The sequence below is a fragment of the Candidatus Marifrigoribacter sp. Uisw_064 genome (genome assembly GCF_047730175.1).
Lineage (GTDB): Bacteria > Bacteroidota > Bacteroidia > Flavobacteriales > Flavobacteriaceae > Marifrigoribacter.
Genome location: NZ_CP159833.1, coordinates 1,370,062 through 1,394,791, shown reverse-complemented (window position 1 = coordinate 1,394,791; position 24,730 = coordinate 1,370,062). Strand labels below are relative to the sequence as shown.

Sequence of the window (24,730 nt, the reverse complement as noted above, 5' to 3'; positions counted from 1 at the left end):
GATCCTCCATAAAACTATTTTTTAGTATCTTTGTTGTACTAAATCCCGTTGTATATGGGATTTTTTTTATTCCTGTACAAGGCAGGGTCTTTTCTTAAATGAAAAGGGATTATTATTGATTGAATGAGATTCCTGTTTTCACAGGGAAAATATGAAGATTTATGAGTAAAGTATCTTATTATACCGAAGAAGGACTTAGAAAACTGAGAGGTGAATTAAATCAGTTAAAAGATGTAGAGCGCCCAAAAGCTTCTCAAGCTATTGGAGAAGCACGTGATAAAGGTGATTTAAGTGAAAATGCTGAATACGATGCAGCAAAAGAAGCACAAGGAATGTTAGAAATGCATATTTCTAAATTAGAAGAAGTATTATCTAATGCACGAATCATTGATGAATCTCAATTAGATACCTCAAAAGCATTAATTCATTCTACTGTGAAAATTAAAAATACAGTAACTGGAATGGAAATGGTGTATAAATTGGTTGCTCAAAGTGAAGCCGATTTAAGTAAGGGTTTAATCTCTGTTGATTCTCCTATCGGAAGAGGTCTTTTAGGAAAAAAAGTAAGCGAATCAACCGAAGTTAAAGTGCCAAACGGTATCATGAATTTTGAAATAATTGAAATAACTAGAGGGTAATTATGGCATCCGTTTTTACAAAAATTATTAATGGTGAGATTCCTTGCTATAAAATAGCAGAGGACGATAATTTCATTGCTTTTTTTGATATTAATCCGAACGCTAAAGGACACACGCTTTGTGTGCCTAAACTAGAAGTAAATAAAATTTTAGATTTGGAGGAAGCTCTCTATTTAAAATTAATGCAATTTTCTCGCAAAGTAGGCATTGCTTTAGAAAAAACCATCCCTTGTAAACGTGTTGGAATGGCAGTTATTGGACTAGAAGTTCCTCATGTACATGTACATCTTATTCCTTTAAACGATATGAAAGAAATGACTTTCTCTCATAAAGTTTCTATGACAGATGCTGAATTTAAATCATTAGCTGAAGCAGTTCAAAAAAACCTTTAATCCGTAATTTGTTTAAGGCTAATCTCTATCGTAGTTCCTTTATCAATTACACTTTTTGACACTCTAATCTTTCCTTTGTGATAGTCTTCAATAATTCGTTTTGCGAGTGAGAGGCCTAATCCCCAACCTCTTTTTTTGGTGGTAAAGCCTGGAACAAATATTTTATTAAAATTCTTTTTCTGAATACCTTTTCCGGTATCAGAAATTCTAATAAATACACTTTTTAAATTCGTCTCAATAGTAATGGTAATCTTGCCCTTTCCTCTCATGGCGTCAATTCCATTTTTTACTAAGTTTTCAAAGGTCCAACCAAACAGTTGAGGGTTCATTTTTACATACAATGGATCTTCAGGTAACTCTAATTCAAATTCAATCAGTTTTGAAGTTCTACTTTTTAAATAATCATAGGCCTTTTTTGTTTCAAGAACAATATCATTTTTCTCCATTAAAGGAATAGAACCCACTTTCGAAAAACGTTCAGTAATGGTTTGTAATCGATCTACATCTTTTTCTATTTCTACAATATATTCCGGATTAACATTTTCAGATTTAAGTATTTCTGTCCAACCATATAAAGAAGACAAAGGAGTACCAATTTGATGTGCCGTTTCTTTAGCCATTCCTGCCCATAACTTATTTTGTTCCGAAGCTTTTGCCGTTTTAAAGAAAAAGTATATCGCTGAAAAAAACAACAGCATAATCAATATTAAAGCTGCGGGATAGAATTTTATTTTATTGATGATGGGAGAATTTCCAAAATAAACGGTTTGTAACAATTCATCTTTATAACGTATTTCTATTGGTTCATACTCGTTTGAAAATTGTGTAATCAGATTTTGAATTTTTTCAGGAGTATCGAAATCTTCTTCTGGAATATTCTTATTATTATAACTCTCTTGCTTATGACTATACAAAATCATTGGCGTAGTCATATTGCCTTGTAATATTTTTAAAATAAGGTCATTAGAATCGTCCTCATTTTCAATGTTCTTTTGAGCTGCTCCCCAAATATCCATCTTTTCACGTTCATTTTCTTTTAACTGATTGAAAAAAGAATACGTATTCCACATGATCAATGTGATGATTAACAAGGAAACAACTAAAAAAAACCAACGAGTCAGTGACGTATTTTTAAACATTATAGAAAAGGGTTAAAGTATTAACTCGTATTCAGCATTAAAAAATTTATTACACCTTGAAATCACTTCAAAATACATCGTTTTATTACATTTTTAAGATTAACCATAGCGGTGCTATGCTGAAACTTAGAAAATGTTATATTTTATTGCGCTTTCAGCCTTCATTACAAAGTTCTAATGCTGAATACGAGTTTAAATATAATGGAATTATGTTAATATTATTGTGCAAACTTACTTTTACAAAGTTTTTAGTTTGGGTACCTTTGTAATCATGATATCAATAGATCCAAAAGACATCCCCACAGGAACATTGCACGGCTATTTACTAAGCGCTGTTTCTCCTCGCCCTATTGCCCTAGCAAGTACTGTAAATGCTAAGGGAGAAGTAAACCTTTCGCCTTTTAGTTTCTTTAATGTATTTAGTGCAAATCCACCGATCATGATATTTTCTCCCGCAAGAAGAGTGAGAGGCAATACGACAAAACATACTTTAGAAAATGTATTAGAAGTAAAGGAAGTGGTTATTAACATTGTTAGTTATGATATGGTGCAACAAATGTCTTTATCTTCTACGGAATATGAAGAAGGAGTCAATGAATTTACTAAAGCTGGCTTTACGGAAGTGGCTTCAGATTTCATTCAGCCGCCAAGAGTGGGAGAAGCTCCAGTACAATTTGAATGTAAAGTAAACGAAGTGATTTCACTAGGTTCTGAAGGTGGTGCCGGTAATTTAATTATCGCTGAAGTAGTGAAGTTACATATCAATGAAGCTATTTTAGATGAAGAGGGTAAAATTGATGCTCAAAAAATTGATACGGTGGCACGTATGGGTGGTAATTGGTACAATCGCTCTAAACTCGGTATGTTTGAAGTGCCAAAACCTTTAAGGACTATGGGTATTGGAGTTGATGCATTGCCGGAAGCTATTAGAAATAGCAAAATTCTAACCGGGAATGATTTAGGGATGCTTGCAAATGTTTCTGAACTACCTTCAAAAAAAGAGGCAGAGGAATTTATAGCAGGTATTTCAAAAAGATGTCCACATTTAAAAGGTGCTTCTTCAGAAGAAATACATAAAAAAGCACAAGAATTATTAAAAGAAGAAAAGGTATTGGAAGCTTGGAAGCTTTTATTGGCGTAAATTAAATAGAATTAATAACTATAGATATAAGAACGATGGAATTACAAGGAAAAATTAAATTAATTGGAGAAACGCAAACATTTGGATCTAATGGATTTAGAAAACGTGAAGTAGTAATTACTACGGAAGAGCAATATCCACAACAAATTATGATTGAGTTCACACAGGATAAAGCTGAATTATTAAATACCTATTCAGTAGGTCAAAATGTGAAAATCAGCATTAATGTTAGAGGTCGCGAATGGGTGAACCCACAAGGTGAAACTAAATATTTTAATTCAATCAATGGTTGGAGAATCGAAAATTTAGAGCAAGCGGTGTCTGGCGATATGCCTCCAATGCCTCCTGCAGATGCTTTTGAGCCTGCAACCGATTTAAAAACAGAAGAACACGACGATTTGCCTTTCTAAAAAAGCAAATACATAATTTGTCATTCAGAGTGAAGCGAAGAATCTCTATTGACAAATTTAATAAATTATTAAAGCCTAAAAATTTACATTCGTAAGTCTTTAGGCTTTTTTCGTTTCATTATTCTTTGTCATTCTCAGCTGTCTCACTGAGCTAAGTCGAAGTGTGACTGGGAATCCATCACGATACTTATGCGAATGCTAATGAGGAATCTCTAATAATTATATAAAAAGATTCTTCGGTCATACTTCCCTCTGAATGACAGCTTTTTTGTCATTCTCAGCTTGACTGGGAATCCATTTAATTTTTCTATCTTTATAAAACTCCCCCTTTTAGTTTTATGAAAATGAAATACACACTATTAATTATTCTATTTTTAATCTGTTCTCAAATAGGTAATGCACAATTTGGTCCAGAGCAAATAATTGATGTTGATATCTCAAATTCTTGGTCAATATCTGTAATTGATATTGATGGAGATGGTTTTTTGGATCTTATTGCTACTGATACGATTGAAAATAAAATTGTTTGGTATAAAAACTTAGACGGTTTAGGCAACTTTGACAGCCCACAATTTATTACCAATACTTTAGATGAATCTCGTTATGTTACGGCAGCAGATATAGATGGAGATGGAGATATGGATGTTTTAGCAACTGATTTATTTAATGATTTAGTAATTTGGTACGAGAACTTAGATGGTCTAGGGAATTTTGGCACTCAACAAATTATTACATCTACTTTAGATTCACCTAATATGGTCATTTCTGAAGATGTGGATGGAGATGGAGATTTAGATGTTATTATAGCATCAAGATTGGATAACAAAATAACTTGGTATGAGAATTTAGATGGTTTAGGGAATTTTGGGCCTCAGAATATTATAGATTCTGATGCTTTAACTGCACTCACAGTTTTTTTTGCTGATATTGATGGTGATGGAATTAAAGATGTTATTAGTGACAGCTCTATTAATAATCAACCTGTTTGGTATAAACATTTAGACGGTCTAGGTAATTTTGGTACCCAACAAGAAATAACAAACGATACTTCTGGCTCTATTTATGTTATTGCAGATGATGTTGATAACGATGGCGATATGGATGTGTTAAATATTGAATTTGGTGGTGAAACCATTGCTTGGTATGAAAATGATGGATTAGGTACTTTTGGACCCAAACAAATAATAACATTTAATGTTACTTCTAGAAATATTGTTAGTGTAGATCTTGATAATGATGGGGATAAAGATATTTTATATAGCTATCAAGATTCATTAAATGGTTTTGTGGTTTGGAAAGTCAATGATGGATTCGGTACTTTTGGAACTACACAATTAATCTCCAATAATTTAGAAGCTCCAAGGGGTCTTTTTGCAGCAGATATTGATAATGATGGTGATGAAGATGTATTTTACACTGATATGAATCTTAACAAAATAGCTTGGCATGAAAACTTAACGATACTTGGTACAAATGATTTTTCTAGCGAATCAATTACTTTACTTCCAAACCCAGTGAAAGATATCTTAACAATAAATAATTCTTCTTCTTCTCAAATTGAGTCCATCAAAATCTATGATGTATTAGGTAGATTAGTACTTCAAGAAAAAGAACAATTTAATAACATTGATGTATCCCAACTTAACAGTGGCCTTCTATTTGTAAAAGTTGAAACAGCGGAAGGGATTTTTACTAAAAAGGTGATTAAGGAGTAGGTATTTCTTTTGTCATCCTGAACTTGATTCAGGATCCATGTGTGATTATGATAGATTCCCAGTCAAGCTGAGAATGAAAAGATTCTTTGTATTTCCGAATGCAATGAGGAATCCATTAATCAAACCAATCTTTAGCTAAATCTTCCCATTTTTGATTTTCTTTTTCAATTAAATTAATTTTCCATTCACGATTCCAATTCTTTAATTGTTTTTCTCTTTTAATTGCATCATTTACATATTTAAAAAATTCAACATGAATCATTCTTGTAAGATGATATTGTTTTGAAAAGCCTTCAATCAATCCTTTCTTATGTTCATATATTCTTCTCTCTATATCATTTGTCATTCCAATATAAAGTGTTCCGTTTTTCTTGTTAGAAATTATGTATACATAAAATTTATATTCTTTCCTTGGCATATAACAAAAGTAAAATATTATGTTAGATCCTGAACCAAGTTCAGGATGACAAGTTTTTTTTATTGTGCTTTACTGTTTAAACACATTTGTCATTCTCAGCTCTTGTGCTGAGCGAAGTCGAAGTATGACTGGTAATCCATAATTATATTCATTCTACTAAAATAGATAACATGTTTTTGTATTTTTAAAGAATGAATATCACTGCAACCATCGAATCATTGTTTAAAAGGTTCATGCCTTCCCCATTTGCCATTGCAATTTTATTAACCTTGGTTACTATGCTCTTGGCTCTTCTTTTTACAGATTCGCCACAAACCGAAAACAGCAATCACTTTTTTACCATTTTATCCTATTGGGAACATGGAATTTGGAACAGTGATTTATTGGTATTTGCATACCAAATGATGCTTATATTGGTCTTAGGTCATATTTTAGTGTTAAGCAAACCCATGAATTTTCTGATTGGAAAATTAACCAATCTTGTTTCAAATACATCGAATGCTGTTTTATTAGTGAGTGTTTGTACCCTATTAGTTTCATTTTTTAATTGGGGTCTAGGCCTAATTTTTGGTGCCATTATGGCTCGTAAAGTGGCAGAAGCTTCTCAATTAAGAGGCTTTAAAATTAACTATCCATTGGTGGGAGCTTCAGGATATGTAGGTTTAATGATTTGGCATGGAGGCATTAGCGGCTCTGCTCCCTTAAAAGTTTCTGAAAGTGGTCATTTAGCATCGTTGATGTCTGGAATAAGCACAACCGACTATTCAGCACAATTACCTGATTTAATTTCTTATAGTGAAACTGTTTTTAGTCCTTTTAACCTCATTATTTTTGGAGTGATTCTAGTTATCATTCCGCTGTTTTTATATCGCTTAGGAAAAAAAGCGCCCATTACTGAAATCAATCTACCGATTTATCAAGGCTTAGAAATTCAGAATGAAAAAATGAAAGGAGCAGAACGGATTGATCATTCAAAGTTCTTCGGAATTACATTTGGCGCTATTATTTTAATTGCTTTTGTCTATCAATATTTTGATGCTTTAACCGAATTAATTATCACTCCCAATATGCTTAACTTTTTAATGTTAGGGCTTGCCTTAATACTACATGGTAATATCCATCAATTTTTAAGTGCTGTCGAAGAAGCCATTAAAGGAGCTTCGGGGATATTAATTCAATTTCCACTGTATTTTGGGATTATGGGAATTATGAGAGATAGCGGAATGGTGGTTCAGATTTCAGATTTCTTTATTTCGGTAGCTACGCCAACAACACTCCCCATCTTTACTTTTTTTAGTGGAGGATTGGTTAATTTATTTGTGCCAAGTGGTGGCGGACAATGGGCTATACAAGGGCCGATTGTAATTGAATCTGCTTTAAAATTAGGCGTTCCCTTACCCAAAGCAATTATGGCATTGGCTTATGGAGATCAGATTACAAATATGCTTCAACCTTTTTGGGCTTTGCCGCTCTTAGGAATTACAAAACTAAAAGCGAAAGAAATTTTACCCTATACGCTTCTATTGATGCTCATAGGATCAGTCATATTTATTGCAGGATTATTAATCTTTTAAAATGTATCTACTGAACGAATTATTAATGTTTCCTGACCCTTCTGAAGCTGACGAAGAAGGTTTGTTAGCCATTGGAGGCGATTTATCTTCAGATCGATTATTGCTTGCCTATCAATCGGGAATTTTTCCGTGGTACGATGAACAACAACCTATTTTATGGTGGAGTCCCGATCCGCGAATGGTTTTATTTCCTTCAAGGTTTAAAGTTTCAAAAAGTCTTTCAAAAACGATTAAGAATACTAAATTTAAAATCACTTTTAATACTAGTTTTTCCGAAGTCATAAAAAACTGCTCCACGATTAAACGAGAAGGTCAAGGAGGTACTTGGATTACGCAAGAAATGGAAGAAGCTTATGTTGAATTACACAAATTAGGGCATGCTCAATCTGTGGAAGTTTGGAGTCATGATGCGCTTGTGGGAGGTTTATACGGAATTAATCTTCCGAAGCAAAAAATATTTTGTGGCGAAAGTATGTTTAGTACGCAAACAGATGCTTCAAAAGTTGGGTTTTATTATTTGGTGAAACATCTTCAGCAAAAAAACTATAAACTAATAGATTGTCAAATGCATACCGATCATCTGGAAAGCCTTGGCGCAGAAGAAATTACAAGAGAATTGTTCATACAACACCTTACTAGTTAAGCCTCTATAGTTCGGGATAAAATGGTATCTTCGTAAAAAAAATTATGAAAAGCACCCAAGTCAAAAGCCTACTACTTGTATTTTTATTTGCTTTTATTCCTTTTGTAAATTCACAAGAAGGATCTGATGAATTACCAAAAGGACTCACAGCCCATGAAAAAAGTATTATTTCTCAATTTCAGTTTAGAAGTTCAAGAATGACAGAACCTCCTACGGGGCCTGTTAGAGCCGCTGCCGAATGGGAAGAAGTAGAATATTTAGTGGTACGATGGACCAATGGTTTTCAAAATATCTTGCTTCAAATAGTAGCCGCTGGAGTAGAAGAATGCAAGGTGGTTATTACAACACAGAATGAATCTTCGGTTTCTTCATACCTTACTTCAAATGGGGTTGATCTTACCAATGTTATATTTTTAAACACGAATAGTGATAGTATTTGGATACGAGATTATGCCGGAAATACTATATATTCAGACGATGTGGGAGAAAGAGCATTAACCGATTGGATTTACAATCGTCCAAGGCCTAATGATGATGTTATGCCCTCTGCTCATGCAGATTTATTAGACTTTCCTATTTATATTACAGATTCGGGAATAAATGATTTAGTAAATACCGGTGGAAATTATATGTCTGATGGATTAGGGAATGCTTTTGCTTCGGAATTAATTTTAGAAGAAAATCAACCTGGAAACCCTTACGGTGTAAGTGCAAAAACGGAAGCGGAAATTGATCAAATTATGTTGGATTATATGGGAATTCAAAATTATATTAAAATGGAAACCCTTCCTTATGATGCAATTCATCACATTGATATGCACATGAAACTTTTGGATGAGGAAACTTTATTAGTAAGTAGATACCCAACGGGAGTTGCTGATGGTCCTCAAATTGAAGAAAACATAGATTATGTATTAAGTAATTTTCAATCTCCCTTTGGCACTCCTTATGAAGTAAAATGGATTGACGCGCCACCAAGTACAGGAGGAAATTATCCAGACAATGGTGGGTCTTATCGTACGTTTAGTAACTCAATTATCATTAATAAAACGATTTTAGTCCCTACGTATAGACCTGAAGTTGATGCACCAGCCCTAGCGTATTATGAAGAGTTAATGCCTGGTTATAATATTGTCGGGATTGATGTTGATAATCCTGGCGAAAATTTAATTTCTCTTTTTGGAGCTATTCATTGTATTACACATACAATCGGTGTTGATGAACCTTTATTAATTGTCCACCAACCCATTGATGAAGCAAATGCAAACAGTACTGTCGCGATAGATGCAATGATTAAGCATATTTCAGGAATCAATACAGCCAAAGTATTTTGGAGAGAAGTAGGAGAGAGTAATTTTAATGAAACTGCTATGAGTTTTGTAAGTGATGATACTTGGACTGCTGATGTATTAATACCAAATACGGATATTGATATTGAGTATTACATTTGGGCAGAAGCAATTTCAGGAAAATCATTAGCAAGACCTCTTGTTGCTCCTGATGGATATTGGACCATTAATGTTGGTATTTTATCTGCTGAAGATTGGGCTGCACAGCATATTTCTAATCCGTATCCTAATCCTGCTAGGAGCAATGTAACTTTTAATTTAAATGAAATTGAAGGTTCTATACAGGTATTTATTTATAATTTATTAGGACAAAAACTGTATGAAACTGATATTGAAAACGGTAATGGCCTTTTAAATTTAGATTTAAAAGAATCTTGGAAAGGAGCTCTATTTATTACTTTTAAAGGTGACTTTGGAGCCATTACTAAAAAGATTATTAAACTTTAATTTATATTAATATATTGAATTTTAGGCATTACACCACAATTTTATTGCCGTTTAACAATTATATTTTCTTTTAAAATATAATTTTAGCACTTTGTCAAACATATAATTTAATTCACTAATGGTAAAGTATCGCTTTTTATTGATTTTGGTTTTATTTAGCTTCTCAATGACTGCTATTTCACAAACTATTGACAAGCCTAAAATGGATGTTAATAAAGACATTGATCTTGTAAAGGTCTATGAAAGTTATGTGAATGATGGTTATGGCACAGCTAAAATATATCAAAAATTAGCGAATGCTAATTATTTTAAAAATAATTATTCGGAAGCAAAAAAATGGTTCGAAAAACTTTTTGATTTAGAAAAGTTGAAAGACCCAACCTTACGATTTCGCTATAAACAATCTTTAAAAGCGCTAAATATAAACCCTGAAGACAGTCCTTATTTGTCCACTAGTGGTACAAATTAAAAATATAATAGACTAATTCATACCTTTGTTATTTAATAACAGAATTCATGGAAGAGCAAAGAAAAAACTGGTTCGGTAGAAATTGGAAATGGGCAGTTCCAACCTTTGGTTGTCTTACCATTATTATATTGTCTATCGTTTTTGCCCTTGCACTATATTAAGGTGTTTCTACACTTTTTAAAGGCTCAGAACCTTATGAAGTTGCAATGTCTTCCATAAATAATAACGAGTATGTTATTGAAAAATTAGGACAACCAATCGAAGCTGATGGTATGTTTCAGGGTAATATTAATTATGAAAATAATAATGCAAGTGCTGATATAAAAGTACCCGTAAAAGGACCTAAAGGAGAAGGTACTGTAACTGTAATTGCTGAAAAAGAAAATGATGTTTGGACCTACCAATTAATGCAAGTAGAAATTAATGATACAGATGAAATCATTAATTTATTGAATGAAAATAATGAATTACTAGAATAAGGCTAAACTCGCTTCAATTACGGTATATATTTTTTGCAATTCATCTTCAGTAATAACAAAAGGTGGCAATATATAGATCGTATTTCCTAAAGGACGTAGAAAAACGCCCTGTTTCATAAAGAAATCAAACAATTGATTTCTAGAATCTCCATAACGTTCCATTTCAATGTCTACATCAAATGCAAAAATAACTCCTAACTGACGTACATTTTTAACCTTAGGATGCTCTTTAATTGTTGAAGCAAAAGATTGATGCGATGCTATTATTCGTTTAATATTTGTTTGCATTGTATCTGTTTGCAACAACTCTATCCCTGCTATGGCAGCTCTACAGGCTAATGGATTAGCTGTATAGGTATGCCCATGAAACAAACCCTTTGCTAATTCATCACTATAAAAAGCATCATAAATATCTTGCGTACAAGTAGTAATTGCCATAGGCAATAAGCCCGCCGTTAATGCTTTACTAAGGCAGATAATATCGGGTTGGGTTGCCATATGTTCTGAAGCAAAATTGGTTCCTGTTTTTCCGAATCCCGTCATTACCTCATCTGCAATGGTAATAATATTGTTTTCATTGCAGAGTTGTAACAGCTTATTTAATCCTTCGGCATTATTCATTTTCATGGCTGCGGCACCTTGCACTAAAGGTTCATAAATAAATCCCGCTATTGCATGTTCAGAAATAAGTTTTGAAGCTAATTCAATCACCTCCTTGTTATTAGTTCCGTTAGGGGCAGGTATTCTATACACATTCAGTAAAAGGCCTTCAAACGGTCCGTTATACACAGATAAACCAGAAACCGACATGGCACCAAAAGTGTCCCCATGAAATCCATCTTCAAAAGCTAATAAAGTTGTTCTTTTTTCACCTTTATTAAAATGATATTGCATTGCCATTTTAATCGCAATTTCTACCGAAGTAGATCCATTATCTGAAAAGAATAATTTTTGTTGATTGTTTGGTAAAATCTCAATGAGTTTTTCTGAAAGCTCTACAGCCGGTTCATGCGTAAATCCACTAAAAACCACCTGATCCAAAGACAACATTTGCGCGGTAACTTTTGAAGTAATATAAGGATTACAATGTCCATACATTGCCGTATACCAAGAGGCAATTCCATCAATATATTGATTGCCTTTCTCGTCCCATAATATAGAACCGCTAGCTTTTACAATCCCTAAAGAAGCCTTACTCGTTTTGTGCTGCGTTAAAGGATGCCAAATGTGTTTTTTATCTCTTTCTTGTAAACTCATGTTATTCTATATTCAATCGTTCTGCATATTCTTTAATCACCGAAGTATCAAAGTAAGGCTCTTCATCGATACGTCCCAATATTTTTATCCCAGACATTTGTTCGATAATAGTTTCGGTATCTTCATTTTTGTTTCCGCTAAAAATAATACCATGCACCTTTAAATTTCTTTGTTTTAAAACTTCTAAAGTTAATAAGGTGTGATTGATACTGCCCAAATAATGCCTAGAAACCACAATTACTTTATCTTTTGGGTGAATTAAATCTAGTATCGTTTCTTTATCATTTAATGGCACTAATAATCCGCCAGCTCCTTCAATTACTAGGTTATTTTTGGTTGTTGGTCTTTTTATTTTTTCTGAAAGAATCACTACATCGTCAATTTTGGCAGCTGCATGAGGACTCATAGGCGCTGTTAAATTAAAGGCTCCAGGATGAAATTTAGATGCTTTGTTTGAAACTAGTTTTTGCACTTTTTTTGTGTCCGAATTAGCTAACTCTCCCGCTTGAATCGGTTTCCAATAATCTGCCTGTAAAGCTTCAACGCAAATAGCAGAAGCTATAGTTTTCCCTACATCGGTAGAAATTCCAGTAATGAAATAGGTTTGTTTCATTGTATTAGTACTTTTTTTAGAGTTTTTAAGACACCACTAATTTCTTCTTCTGAATTATAACTATGCAAACAAAACCGTAACCGTTCTTTTTCTTCAGAAACGGTTGGTGAAAGTATCGCTTTTACATCGTATCCTTCTTTTATTAGAGCTTCTGAACAATTTTTAACTTTTTCATTTCCAGAAATAATACAACATTGAATCGCCGAATTACTTGCAATAAAATGTTTGTCAAGGTCTAATTGCTGTAATTCATTCTTAAAAAATAGAATATTTGAATTCAACTTTTGAATTTCAGAATCTTCCTTTTCAGATTCAAGCTTAAGTTGTTGAAGTGCCGAATAAATGGTAGCAACAGAATGAGGAGGAAGCGCTGTGGTATAAATAAAGCTTCTAGAAAAATTCACTAAAAACTCTTTAAGTAGTTTACTCCCAAGAATTGCAGCACCATGACACCCTAATCCTTTTCCGAAGGTAAGTATCGTTGCAAAAACTTTATCTTCTAATTTTAATTGATGTACCAAACCTAAACTAAAAATACCTACAGCATGTGCTTCATCAACAATAAGCTTTAAATTATTTTCTTGGCAATAAGAAGCAAGAGTGTTTAGGTCTGGAGAATCTCCATCCATAGAAAACACAGATTCGGTAACTACATAAATTTCTATAGGGTCTGCATTACTAACATGCCTCTTATTTTTAATGCGCGTACACAATGTTTGGATATCCTTTAGATCGTTATGCTTAAACTTATACGCATTAGCATGACTCATAGAAATACCATCTCTTAAAGAAGCATGTATTAAGTCATCATATAAAATAATATCTCCTCGTTGAGGAATGGAGGATAAAAGTCCAAGGTTAGCATCGTAACCAGAATTAAAAATTAAAGCAGCTTCTTGAGTATATAGAGTAGAAATAAATTCCTCTGTTTCTAAATAAAGAGAGTGATTTCCTGTAAGTAGTCTAGATCCTTTTGCTCCATTTGCTTTTAAGTTTTTAGATTGTAACAGGTGGTTCGTTCTTTCATATATTTTTTCAGAAATACTAAAACCTAAATAATCATTCGATGAAAAATCAACTAAATTATTCGGTATTTTTAAGGTTCGAATAGCCTGATTATTCTTTCGATCGTTTAGTTTATCATGAAGTTTTTGAGGAAACGAATTCATGTTTCAAATTTAGGCATCTTTGGGGTAATAAACATGAAATAAAAAAAAACGCCTCCTAAAAAAGGAAGCGTTTTTATATATTCAATGTACCACAGAATTAATCTGCTAATACAATCACTTTATTATCTTTCATTTCCATGGCGCCACTGTTAATATCTATGGTCCATTTTCCTTCTTCTTTAGTAAATCTATCTTCGAAACCTTCAGCAAACTCTAGGTCTCCAGAAAATTTTACTTTCCCTGCTTGTAATAACGAAACAACAGCGGCGTGATTATTAAGCATTTGAAATGCTCCATTTACGCCCGGTACTGTAACCGATTCTACTTCACCTGAAGCTAAAGAAGCTTCTGGGGTAACTATTTCTAAATACATAAATTAAAATTTATTTAATTTATTTCCGTGTAAACGGAAAACTAATCATTTTTTAAGCTTCAGCAAGCATTTTCTCACCAGCTTCGATTGCTTCTTCGATAGTTCCTTTAAGGTTAAATGCTGCTTCTGGAATGTTGTCTAATTCACCATCCATAATCATATTAAATCCTTTAATCGTTTCTTTAATATCTACTAACACACCTTTAAGACCAGTAAACTGCTCTGCTACGTGGAAAGGTTGAGATAAGAAACGTTGTACTTTACGTGCACGGTAAACAGCTTGTTTATCTTCTTCAGATAATTCCTCCATACCAAGAATTGCAATAATATCTTGTAATTCTTTATAACGTTGTAATAATTCTTTTACTCTTTGAGCACAATTGTAATGATCGTCTCCTAAGATATCTGCTGAAAGAATTCTAGAAGTAGAATCTAATGGATCTACCGCTGGATAAATACCTAGTTCAGCAATTTTACGAGATAATACCGTTGTTGCATCTAAGTGAGCAAATGTTGTTGCTGGTGCTGGATCTGTTAAATCATCTGCAGGTACATATACCGCTTGAACAGAAGTAATAGAACCTCTTTTTGTTGAAGTAATACGTTCTTGCATCGCACCCATCTCAGTTGCTAATGTTGGTTGGTATCCTACTGCTGAAGGCATACGTCCTAAAAGTGCTGATACCTCAGAACCTGCTTGTGTAAAACGGAAAATGTTATCAACGAAGAAAAGCACATCTTTTCCTTGTCCTTCTCCAGCTCCATCACGGAAATATTCTGCAATAGTTAATCCAGATAATGCTACACGAGCACGAGCTCCTGGAGGCTCATTCATTTGTCCGAATACGAAAGTTGCTTTAGATTCTTTCATTGCAGCTTTATCTACTTTTGAAAGATCCCAACCACCTTCTTCCATAGAATGTAAGAAGTCGTCACCATATTTTATAATTCCAGATTCAAGCATTTCACGAAGTAAATCGTTCCCTTCACGAGTACGTTCTCCTACTCCAGCAAATACTGATAATCCACCGTGTCCTTTTGCAATGTTGTTAATAAGCTCTTGAATAAGTACAGTTTTACCTACTCCTGCTCCACCAAATAAACCAATTTTACCACCTTTTGCATAAGGCTCAATAAGGTCAATTACTTTAATTCCAGTAAATAATACTTCCGTTGAAGTAGAAAGGTCTTCAAATTTTGGAGCATCTCTGTGAATTGACATACCAGCATCACCTTTTTTAGGTAAATTACCAATTCCATCAATAGCATCTCCAATTACATTAAAAAGACGACCATATATATCATCACCAATTGGCATTTGTATAGGAGCACCTGTTGCAATAGCATCAACACCACGGCTTAAACCATCTGTAGAATCCATTGAAATTGTACGTACTGTATTTTCACCAATATGTGATTGAACCTCAAGAACTAATAAGTTTCCATTATTATCTACTTCAAGAGAATCGTAAATTTTTGGAAGTTCAGAACCGTTAGCAAACGCGACGTCTACAACTGGTCCAATAATTTGTGCAACTTTTCCTGTAATTTGTGACATTATTAACTGTTTATTTTTTAGTACTATTAGGCATAAATAAGCCCCGTATTTTTAACGGGGCAAAGATAGTTTTTTCTGTTGAAAAATTACAAGTCTAATTGCTAAAATTTTAGAACATAATACGAAACGTTCTATATTTTAAATTTTGGGTATAAAAAAATCCCTGATATTGACTATCAGGGATTTTAATAATTAATTTTTATGGTAATTCAGGTGAGTATTGTACAACATAATCATCAGCTTTTGCAACAACATCTGCTGCTATAAAGTTAGATCCATACGTTGCATCAATTGCTTCTAAAAACTTGTTTGCCATATATGCATATCCTCTAGCTGTTAAGTGGACTCCATCAAGGCTTACAAGACCTCCAAAAACTAGACTAGCATTCAGCGTATAGTCATCGAACGTAATTCCTGCAGTTGAAGCCTCTTGTAAAATTGCTTTTAAATCAACGAATGCCAATCCACTAGATGCTGCCATACCTTCAATTACAACATTATAAGAATCCGTAGCATTAATTACAGATTGTGTTTCATTAGCTGTTAATACCCATTGATCACTTAAAGGCACTGAGACACCATTTATTAAAGTAGGATCTCCTCCTACAACTGTTCCTATAAAAGCAGAGCTCGGAAGTACCATTAAATCATTTGCAGTAGCCTGTCTATAACTAGGTAAGCCTAATGCGCCTAAGTTTGTTAAATCTTCATCAACAAGTGTAACAGCATTTTGCCCTTCAGCAAAAACAATTGTTCTTGCCTCTCTTTCTTCAGCAGAAATAAAACCTCCAGCTTCAGCGGCTAAAAGTCCTCCGTTATAAGCAGCGAATGCAGCATTTAAACCTCCTGCATTTGCAGCATCTAAAGGAACTGCATTATAAGGTACTGTTGTGAAATAAGGTAAATTCGTTACATAAGGAACACTTGTAATAGCTCCTTTAGCTCCGTTTGCAGTTAAAGTAGTTACTATTGCATCTAACGTTCCTGCAAATACTAAAGGATCTGTAATATCATTACTTCCATACGAAGATGGATCAAAATTTCCAGCTTGATCAACACCTAAACCTCCAGAAGTTGCAAAGCCTAATACATCATTTCCACCTATTTCAGATAAAGTGAAAAAAGATGGATTCTGAGCTGCAGCATCTTCTAACATAGAAGCATTTGCACTTGAAGCCATTCGTGCATAATAAGGATTAGCTGCGCCTATAGGAACTCCTGCTGGGTTACCATAACCGTTTGCAAGTACATGAAAGCTTTTAGCTCCAGGAACCCCCATATTATTATATGGGCCTGGTTGAATGTTTGTAACTTCTGTTGTTGGTATGCCTGGTAATACTTGTGGGCCAGCTCCATTAAAGAAAAGTCTTGGGTTTGTTATTTGATTTCCTGCAAAAAGCAATCCTCCAACATTATCAGCCATTAAAGGTTGAGTTAAACTACCTCCACCAATATTAGCAAATTGTTGAGATAGTATATTTGGAAAAGAATTTTCTTGACTCGCTATAAATAAAGCTCCATCAGTAAATCCTGCTGTAAATGAAGCTCCTAATGAAACATAATTTGAAAAATCAGCTTCTCCAGCTGTTAGTTCTGGTAATACAACCATATCTTCTAATCTATCTACATCCTCTATTTCGTTACAGGCTGTAAGACTTATAAGAATTAATAGTAACCATATATATTTTGTTTTCATAAGTTGATTTTTATAAATTATTAATTGTTATCGATGCATAATACATAGATCCTATGTTACCTGTCCCAAATGCTGTGAAGTATTCTTTTCCTCCAAGATTTGTTCCTCCAACTTTAAGGGTTGATTTTAAACTTGGTATTTTAAAGTTAATTTGAGCATCGAACGTATGAAATTCTGGCACTACACCATTTCCAAAAGTTGCTTCCCAGAAATAGTCATCAGTAAATCTATAGGCTACATTAAATCCAAAGTTTTTAAATAACGCTGTATTTCCGAAGGATGCCTTAAATTTATGCTCTGGAGTATTAAAGTTAAGCATCACATCTGGATTTGCAGCTTCATCAAAATCTAGTTTTGTATAGGTATAACTTCCACCTAAATCAAAATTATTAAATATTTTTGTAGATAGTCCTAAAGAAGCTCCATAAGAGTTAACATCTGCATCAGAATTAGTATAAGCACTATATGCTTGACTATCTCCATTTGCAAGAGCTGCTACAGATAAGGCATTATCACCAACAACACCATAGTATGGTGCAATTACTACTTCTTGTGAAATAAAATCTTCATACTTATTGTAATAGGTACTAAAGTCTACAATAAGCTTGCCTATTTTTCCTCTATATCCAATTTCCGCAGAGGTCACCTTTTCAGGTTTTACTAGATCAGGGTTAGCTATTTCTAAAAGTGTTGGATCTCCAGCTGCTGCAAAAGCTTGCACAGAAGAAAGCGAATAAGAGTTGTTATAAACTGCTGATCCTGTTTGAGTAATAGTAGCAGGCTGGCCTAAAAGTTGACCACCTCCACTAACATCAAAGTTACTAGAGTATCTCTCTAAATTAGTTGGAGCAGAACCTACTAAAATAGCACGACCCGCATCTAATCCAATAAATAAATCTTGCGTTGTAGGGTTTCTAAACCCTGTTTGAACAGATGCTCTTAGGTTATGGTTTCTATTTACTGTAAAACCAGCAGATATTCTTGGTGAAACAAACCCGTCAAAAAATTCAGATTTATCATAACGAGCAGAACCCGTAAGTTTTATGCTCATATCCCCATTTAATTCAAATTTCTTTTGAATTTGAGAATAAACACCATATTCTGAATAGTCTATAGGTCCATCTAAATCTGTATAAATAGTTCCTGAAGAGTTTAAGCTATACTGTCTAAATGATCCACCTACTTGGATATCTGCAAATTCTGTTAAATGGCTAAAATTATAATTTCCATCTGCATGATAATATTTTGATGCATCTTGAAACTTAGAACCCGTTGATAAATCTGGATCATTTATACTTTTATTAAAAGCATTATTAAACCCAACTGAACCTGGTTCAAAACGTCCAGTTTCTGCAGCAGTACGGCCAATAGCATGAGCTTGCTCATTTGTTGCACCGCCAAGAGTTGCTGCAACATAGTTTCCTACATATTCACCAAACCAAGTATTATCATCTTTCCATGCTCTGTTAATATTAATTCCTGTAAATACCATATCATAAGAGTCACCAGCTTTATCTGCTACTACATACCCTCTTAGATAAAAATTATCATTTTTAACTTCTAACTTATGTTGTTGTTGAAAGAAATTATCAATATTGTACCTATTTGTTCCTTGGTAAGTGGTTGATCCTGTACCAACTTTACCTACATAAGAAATTTCGAAATCATTTGCCCAAGGACGTAAATATAATCCCCAATCTGCTTTTACACTTTCGGCGTTATAATCTGTTAAGTCACCTTCATTGTATCCTGTTCTACTTACATTTACTGAAGGCACCAATGCATTTGCGCCAGCTGGTAAAATACCTAAACCTTCGAGTGTAACTGCTACTGCTTTTATATCTGTAGAAACCTCATCACCATAGACGTTTATTCCATTATAGTTTAAATTGGAAGCTCGTGTACCTCCAATAACATCACTATCTACTTCACTATTAGCTGCCCAGTCGGTTCCTTTTAACCATCCAAAGTTTACTTTTGCGGCAAAATGCTCGGTAAATTTATAGGCTGCTCTAATTCCAAAATCATAATAACTATTGTCTCCAGCAGCTTTTTGTGAAGTAATCCCTCTTTTATAAGAAACACTGATACCTTGATGATCAAATGGATTTTTACTTTGCATAAACAAGAGACCATTAAATGCATTTGCTCCATATAATGCAGAAGATGCACCTGGAAGAAGCTCAACACTTTGTACGTCTGTCTCTATCATACCTACTAAATTTCCTATAGGAAAATTTAATGCGGGGGTAGAATTATCCATTCCATCTACTAATTGCATAAAACGAGTATTTGCAAAAGTGGCAAAACCACGTGTGTTTATAGATCTAAACGTTAAACTATTTGTATTTACATCAACACCTTTTAAGTTTTCTAAACCGCCATAAAAATCTACAGATGCAGTGTTTTTTATTTCTTTTATCCCAAAACGCTCAACAGTTACAGGGGATTCAAAAATTCTTTCGGGAGTTCTTGAGGCAGAAATTACTACTTCATCTAATTCACTTCCTTCATTTAATGTAATTGTAAAACTTTGATTTTCAGAAGTTACTTCTTGATCAATAGTTTGAAAGCCTAAAATACTTATTTGGATTGTAAATGGTGGAGCTTGATTAACCGTTAAGGAAAAGTTACCATCATAATCTGTTAATGTTCCTACAGTAGTTCCAACCACTATAACTGTGGCGCCTAAAACCGGCTCAAGTGATTGATCTACTACATTACCTGTTATAGTTGTTTGAGAACTTGCCATAACGCAAAAACACAAACAAAAAATTGTAATAATTGTTTTCATAAATATGAATTGTTTTGGTTTAATTTTTAAATATACGCTTTTTTGTCTTTAAAATAAGAGATGAAATGCCTAAAAAAAAAAACGTTATAATCTTTACTCTACCGTGACCGATTTAGCTAAATTTCTTGGTTGATCTACATTTCTATTAAGCATAACTGCAATATGGTATGATAATAGCTGTAATGAAATAGTGGTTACTAGCGGCGTAAGGGCCTCTGGTGTTTTAGGAACTTCCATATAATAGTCTGCCATTTCTTTTACTGTTGTATCTCCTTTTGTAACTACTGCTATTATTATCCCTTTTCTTGATTTAATTTCTTGAATATTACTCACTACTTTTTCATAGTGATTGCTATTAATTGCAATAACCACTACAGGCATGTGTTCATCTATAAGTGCAATAGGACCATGTTTCATTTCTGCAGCAGGATATCCTTCTGCGTGGATATATGATATTTCTTTTAATTTTAAAGCGCCTTCTAATGCAACTGGAAAGTTGTATCCTCTTCCGAGGTAAAGAAAATTATTTACATCTTTAAAAACTTTCGCAATTTCTTCTATTTTTTCATTACTCTTTAATGCTTCTTCAACCTTGGATGGAATTAACTCTAATTCTCTTAAATACAACATAAAATCACTATTCGAGATAGTGCCTTTAACTTTTGCAATTTTTAGAGCAATCATTGTTAATACTGTAATTTGTGTGGTAAATGCTTTTGTTGAAGCTACTCCGATTTCTGGACCTGCATGTGTATACGTACCACTATGTGTTTCTCTTGAAATTGTTGACCCTACTACGTTACAAATTCCATACACAAAAGCTCCTTTTTGTTTTGCTAGCTTTATCGCCGCTAGCGTATCTGCAGTTTCTCCACTTTGAGAAATAGCAATCACAACATCTTTTGAAGTAATAATTGGGTTTCGATATCTAAATTCTGAAGCATATTCAACTTCTACAGGAATTCTTGTCCATTCTTCAAATATATATTCTGCAACTAAACCAGCATGCCAAGAGGTTCCACAGGCTACAATAATGATTCGGTCTGCATTGGTGAATTTTTCAATATAATTTTCAAGTCCTCCTAACCTAACAATACCCCTATCGGCCAATAATCTTCCTCTGTAGGTGTCTTTTATTACTGAAGGTTGTTCGTAAATTTCTTTAAGCATGAAATGGTCGTATCCTCCTTTTTCAATCTGCTCAAGATTCATTTTAAGTTCCTGAATATATGGATCTACTAATTTATCTCCTTTTATTTTTCGAACCTTAATATCTCTCCCTTTTCTAATAATCGCCATTTCTTCATCTTCAAGATAAATAGCATTATTTGTATATTCTATAAATGGTGATGCATCACTAGCTACAAAAAATTCATCTTCGCCAATACCAATTGCTAATGGGCTTCCTAGTTTTGCAACTACGATTTCATCTGGCTTTTTTATATCAATTAACGCTATGGCATAAGCTCCTACAACTTGATTTAGTGCAATTTGCACTGCTTGACCAAGTTTAACGTTTTCTTGTTTCTGAATTTCTTCAATTAAATTTACGAGTACTTCGGTATCGGTATCAGATTGAAATGTATACCCTCTATTTATTAACTCTTTCTTTAGCGTTGCATAGTTTTCAATAATACCATTATGAATTATAACTAGCTCTCCACTGTTTGAAACATGTGGGTGAGAATTGATGTCATTTGGCACGCCATGTGTTGCCCAACGCGTATGTCCAATTCCTAGATTTCCATTAGTTGGAATTTCTTTTTTTACTCTTTCTTCTAAATCAACTACTTTTCCTTTAGTTTTTGAAAGATTTAGCTTTTCACCATCATATAATGCTATTCCTGCACTGTCATATCCTCTATATTCTAATCGCTTTAAACCATTTATTATAATTGAATAAGCATCTCTATTTCCGATATAACCTACAATACCACACATAAATGTTATGTTTTTAATTAATTAGGATCTGTATAATAAATTCTAAGTTTTAGTTGTTTACCTTCATTTGGAGACAAATTACCATGCAAAACAGTTCCTTCAGTAGATATTACACAACTTGATGGGACTGTTGTTACGGGTTCATCTATGGTTTCTAATTCCTTAAATCCTCCTTGAACAACATTTTGAGAAACGACTAATCCTAAAGATATATTTGTAGAATCTCTATTTATTAAATTACTGATGTGATTTGTAATTCTAATTTTATAGTAATCACCGTTTTCATCATTTCCTCTTTCTAATTTACCTAAATGCTGGGTAAGTGCATTCTCTGGTGATTCACCCTGCGTTAAATCAAATCCATAATCTACCAATACTCTATCATTATTTAAATCATAGATTAATATACGCTCTGGTTCTGAACTTCCTCCAGTAACTTGATCCTGATCTACATAAAAGATTAAATTTGCTTCATTTATTAGCCATTGCTGATTGCGAAAAGCTTCAAGTTCATCGGCTACGCCATTATCATCATTATCTTCTCCAAATAATTCAATAACAGTAACATACCCATCACCACCTCTTAAATAAAGGCTTTCTTCACCATTTACTATATCTGGATTATCGAAATCTATTAAATCTTCAGTAGTTAACATATTCGTATTTATTCCGCTAAAAGAAAATTCGAATTCTTCTGTATTTTTTTCAGTTACAAATTCAGTTACATCTCCATCTTCATCAAGATCTTCTGTGTCAATAATTGGGTTCTCATCGTCATCTAAAATATTGGTATCGTACCCATAATAGATGGTAATATTTGCATTATTAATATCAAAAATAAATAAACTCCCCATTCCATTAATTGCTTCAACGTCTATTAATATTCCTCTAAAATATTCTTGAAATGTTGAATTATTTAATAATTCTGGTTCTCCTTGTTGATTAATAATTTTTTCTAAAAAGAATTCATTTGAAAGTGCCACTCTTATTCCTGGATCTAAATTTAATACTAGAGTGTCATTGTTTTCATCTATTCTTGTAAATCTATACCCTTCATTACTTGGAGTAAAATCATTGGTTTCATAAAGTAAATCGCCAATATTTGAATTAGTATTAAAAACTTCTCCTAGGGTTGAATAATATTTTTGAGTTTCTTCAAAATTTGATTCTGGATCAAAATCATTTAAAAAATAGTTAGACTCATACACCGAAAATTGAAATGGAGCATTACCAAAGATAGAATCTAATTCATAGGTAAATGTACCTGTTTCAACTTCAGTAGATTCATTAAAAAATGGAATGTACAAATAAACACTATCGACCACTACAGGGTAAGCATCTTCGTCATCCTCACCAAATGATGGGTCATTTGCGGGCATTACTATCTGTGAAACAAGGTCTGCTGTTGATAAGCCAAATATTGGATCTTTATAAGTACCTAATTTATAAGCAGGTAAATTATTTGTTTCTACCGCGTTTATTTTTTTACTATAGGCGATAACTGATCTGTCTATTATAGAATCTACATTATTAATTTCATCACCGATAATATCGACGCCTATCGTGTTAAAATCTTCTTCACAGGACGCCAAGGCTATAATAAAAAACAATATGACACCTATTTGAGGTACTATTTTTGTAAGCTTCATTTTACTAAATAAGTTTATTGTAATACTTGTGAGTTGTAAAAATCTAGATAAGGTTGCGCAAATTCATCAATTTTGTGATACTTTAACATTGGTTTTTTAAGATTTTTAAGATAATCTTCTAAAGCTTCAGGTAATTTTTCGGATCCTTTTATAATAGCATCTGAATTATCAATCGCACATTTCATCATATTTATATAATCAGGAGATTTTAATTCTGATATGTTTTCTTCTTTAATACCGTCAAAAATAATTTTATCGGTAATTTTTTTGTCTAACATTCCTTCAAAACCTTGGTTGTATACTGATGTTACGATTTTACTATTTTCAAAAATAGGTTCGTTTTCATAGTAATTTCTTAAATACAAAGGTAAAAGAGAAGCTAGCCAACCATGTACATGTATAATATCTGGCGCCCAATTTAGTTTTTTAACAGTTTCTATAACACCCTTTGCAAAAAATATTGCTCGTTCATCATTATCAGAAAAGAAATTTCCATCCTCATCAGCATACGTAGCTTTTCTTTTAAAATAATCATCATTATCAATAAAATACACCTGCATTCTTTCCTTTGGAATTGATGCAACTTTAATAATAAGTGGCATATCCATATCATTAATCACTAAATTCATCCCTGAAAGGCGAATTACTTCGTGAAGTTGATGCCTTCTTTCGTTAATGTTCCCATAACGAGGCATAAAAATTCGAATTTGCCCTTGGTGACTATTCACCATTTTTGGAGTTTCAAACGACATGGAAGAAATCTCAGTTTCTGGAAGATAAGGTATTACTTCAGAAGACACATATAAGATTCTCTTATCTTTCATACAATTGGCTTTACTATTAAAAAATGCAAAATTACGAAAATT

21 protein-coding genes and 1 pseudogene are annotated in these 24,730 nt (G+C 33.2%); 10 read left to right on the top strand and 12 right to left on the bottom strand.

Annotated elements, in window-relative coordinates; all coding sequences use genetic code 11:
• The first annotated feature begins 161 nt into the window (after positions 1-161).
• Both greA and ABXT64_RS06255 read left to right on the top strand, forming a co-directional pair.
• Positions 162-638 (top strand): transcription elongation factor GreA, encoded by a 477-nt coding sequence (greA, locus tag ABXT64_RS06260; RefSeq protein ID WP_443634820.1) that lies wholly within the window; start codon positions 162-164, stop codon positions 636-638.
• A 2-nt stretch (positions 639-640) separates the two neighbouring features.
• On the top strand, positions 641-1,030 hold the full coding sequence (locus tag ABXT64_RS06255) for an HIT family protein (RefSeq protein ID WP_443634818.1): 390 nt from the start codon (positions 641-643) through the stop codon (positions 1,028-1,030).
• Here the strand turns inward: ABXT64_RS06255 and ABXT64_RS06250 are convergent.
• Positions 1,027-2,169, bottom strand: coding sequence for a sensor histidine kinase (locus ABXT64_RS06250; protein ID WP_443634816.1), 1,143 nt, complete (start codon positions 2,167-2,169; stop codon positions 1,027-1,029). The genes ABXT64_RS06255 and ABXT64_RS06250 overlap by 4 nt on opposite strands.
• Before the next feature lie 271 nt (positions 2,170-2,440).
• Between ABXT64_RS06250 and ABXT64_RS06245 the strand changes: the two genes are divergently transcribed.
• The 3 genes from ABXT64_RS06245 (at position 2,441) to ABXT64_RS06235 (ending at position 5,435) form a co-directional block, all read left to right on the top strand.
• Positions 2,441-3,310, top strand: coding sequence for a flavin reductase family protein (locus ABXT64_RS06245; protein WP_443634929.1), 870 nt, complete (start codon positions 2,441-2,443; stop codon positions 3,308-3,310).
• A 35-nt stretch (positions 3,311-3,345) separates the two neighbouring features.
• Positions 3,346-3,720, top strand: a complete 375-nt coding sequence (locus ABXT64_RS06240; protein WP_443634815.1) for a DUF3127 domain-containing protein — start codon at positions 3,346-3,348, stop codon at positions 3,718-3,720.
• Positions 3,721-4,064: 344 nt separating this feature from the next.
• Positions 4,065-5,435: a T9SS type A sorting domain-containing protein gene (locus ABXT64_RS06235; protein ID WP_443634813.1), complete on the top strand. Its 1,371-nt coding sequence runs from the start codon at positions 4,065-4,067 to the stop codon at positions 5,433-5,435.
• Positions 5,436-5,550: 115 nt separating this feature from the next.
• Here ABXT64_RS06235 and ABXT64_RS06230 read toward each other — a convergent pair whose 3' ends face one another.
• Positions 5,551-5,853, bottom strand: a complete 303-nt coding sequence (locus ABXT64_RS06230) for a GIY-YIG nuclease family protein (RefSeq protein ID WP_443634811.1) — start codon at positions 5,851-5,853, stop codon at positions 5,551-5,553.
• Positions 5,854-6,044: 191 nt separating this feature from the next.
• On the opposite strand from ABXT64_RS06230, the gene ABXT64_RS06225 reads away from it, so the two are divergent.
• The 5 genes and pseudogenes from ABXT64_RS06225 to ABXT64_RS06205 all read left to right on the top strand — a co-directional run.
• The gene (locus ABXT64_RS06225; RefSeq protein ID WP_443634810.1) at positions 6,045-7,427 is read left to right on the top strand and encodes a short-chain fatty acid transporter; all 1,383 of its coding nucleotides are present in this window, start codon (positions 6,045-6,047) and stop codon (positions 7,425-7,427) included.
• A 1-nt stretch (position 7,428) separates the two neighbouring features.
• Complete coding sequence (gene aat / locus ABXT64_RS06220) at positions 7,429-8,070, top strand: leucyl/phenylalanyl-tRNA--protein transferase (protein WP_443634808.1); 642 nt, start codon at positions 7,429-7,431, stop codon at positions 8,068-8,070.
• A gap of 44 nt (positions 8,071-8,114) precedes the next feature.
• Positions 8,115-9,866 (top strand): agmatine deiminase family protein, encoded by a 1,752-nt coding sequence (locus ABXT64_RS06215; protein ID WP_443634807.1) that lies wholly within the window; start codon positions 8,115-8,117, stop codon positions 9,864-9,866.
• A gap of 166 nt (positions 9,867-10,032) precedes the next feature.
• Positions 10,033-10,335, top strand: a complete 303-nt coding sequence (locus ABXT64_RS06210) for a hypothetical protein (RefSeq protein WP_443634805.1) — start codon at positions 10,033-10,035, stop codon at positions 10,333-10,335.
• 185 nt (positions 10,336-10,520) lie between these two features.
• Positions 10,521-10,814 (top strand): annotated as a pseudogene (locus ABXT64_RS06205) (cytochrome c oxidase assembly factor Coa1 family protein); the annotation flags it as partial.
• Here ABXT64_RS06205 and bioA read toward each other — a convergent pair.
• The 10 genes from bioA to ABXT64_RS06155 all read right to left on the bottom strand — a co-directional run bounded on the left by bioA (position 10,806) and on the right by ABXT64_RS06155 (position 24,688).
• On the bottom strand, positions 10,806-12,071 hold the full coding sequence (bioA, locus tag ABXT64_RS06200; RefSeq protein ID WP_443634804.1) for an adenosylmethionine--8-amino-7-oxononanoate transaminase: 1,266 nt from the start codon (positions 12,069-12,071) through the stop codon (positions 10,806-10,808). The pseudogene ABXT64_RS06205 and the gene bioA sit on opposite strands and share 9 nt — an antisense overlap.
• A 1-nt stretch (position 12,072) precedes the next feature.
• Positions 12,073-12,684: a dethiobiotin synthase gene (gene bioD, locus ABXT64_RS06195; protein WP_443634803.1), complete on the bottom strand. Its 612-nt coding sequence runs from the start codon at positions 12,682-12,684 to the stop codon at positions 12,073-12,075.
• A complete protein-coding gene (locus ABXT64_RS06190) occupies positions 12,681-13,853 on the bottom strand; it encodes an aminotransferase class I/II-fold pyridoxal phosphate-dependent enzyme (protein ID WP_443634802.1) in 1,173 nt (390 codons plus the stop codon). Before ABXT64_RS06190 ends, bioD begins: the two co-directional genes overlap by 4 nt.
• Before the next feature lie 97 nt (positions 13,854-13,950).
• On the bottom strand, positions 13,951-14,226 hold the full coding sequence (locus ABXT64_RS06185; protein ID WP_443634800.1) for a F0F1 ATP synthase subunit epsilon: 276 nt from the start codon (positions 14,224-14,226) through the stop codon (positions 13,951-13,953).
• Between the two features lie 52 nt (positions 14,227-14,278).
• Positions 14,279-15,784, bottom strand: a complete 1,506-nt coding sequence (gene atpD, locus ABXT64_RS06180) for a F0F1 ATP synthase subunit beta (RefSeq protein ID WP_443634798.1) — start codon at positions 15,782-15,784, stop codon at positions 14,279-14,281.
• A gap of 199 nt (positions 15,785-15,983) precedes the next feature.
• Entirely contained in the window at positions 15,984-17,480 is a 1,497-nt protein-coding gene (locus ABXT64_RS06175; RefSeq protein ID WP_443634797.1) for a G-D-S-L family lipolytic protein, read from the bottom strand.
• A gap of 10 nt (positions 17,481-17,490) precedes the next feature.
• Positions 17,491-20,274, bottom strand: coding sequence for a TonB-dependent receptor (locus tag ABXT64_RS06170; RefSeq protein ID WP_443634795.1), 2,784 nt, complete (start codon positions 20,272-20,274; stop codon positions 17,491-17,493).
• A gap of 93 nt (positions 20,275-20,367) precedes the next feature.
• The gene (gene glmS, locus ABXT64_RS06165; protein WP_443634793.1) at positions 20,368-22,215 is read right to left on the bottom strand and encodes a glutamine--fructose-6-phosphate transaminase (isomerizing); all 1,848 of its coding nucleotides are present in this window, start codon (positions 22,213-22,215) and stop codon (positions 20,368-20,370) included.
• Between the two features lie 17 nt (positions 22,216-22,232).
• Positions 22,233-23,864, bottom strand: a complete 1,632-nt coding sequence (locus ABXT64_RS06160; protein ID WP_443634791.1) for a DUF4270 domain-containing protein — start codon at positions 23,862-23,864, stop codon at positions 22,233-22,235.
• Between the two features lie 14 nt (positions 23,865-23,878).
• Positions 23,879-24,688, bottom strand: coding sequence for a glycogen/starch synthase (locus ABXT64_RS06155; RefSeq protein WP_443634790.1), 810 nt, complete (start codon positions 24,686-24,688; stop codon positions 23,879-23,881).
• Positions 24,689-24,730 lie beyond the last annotated feature (42 nt).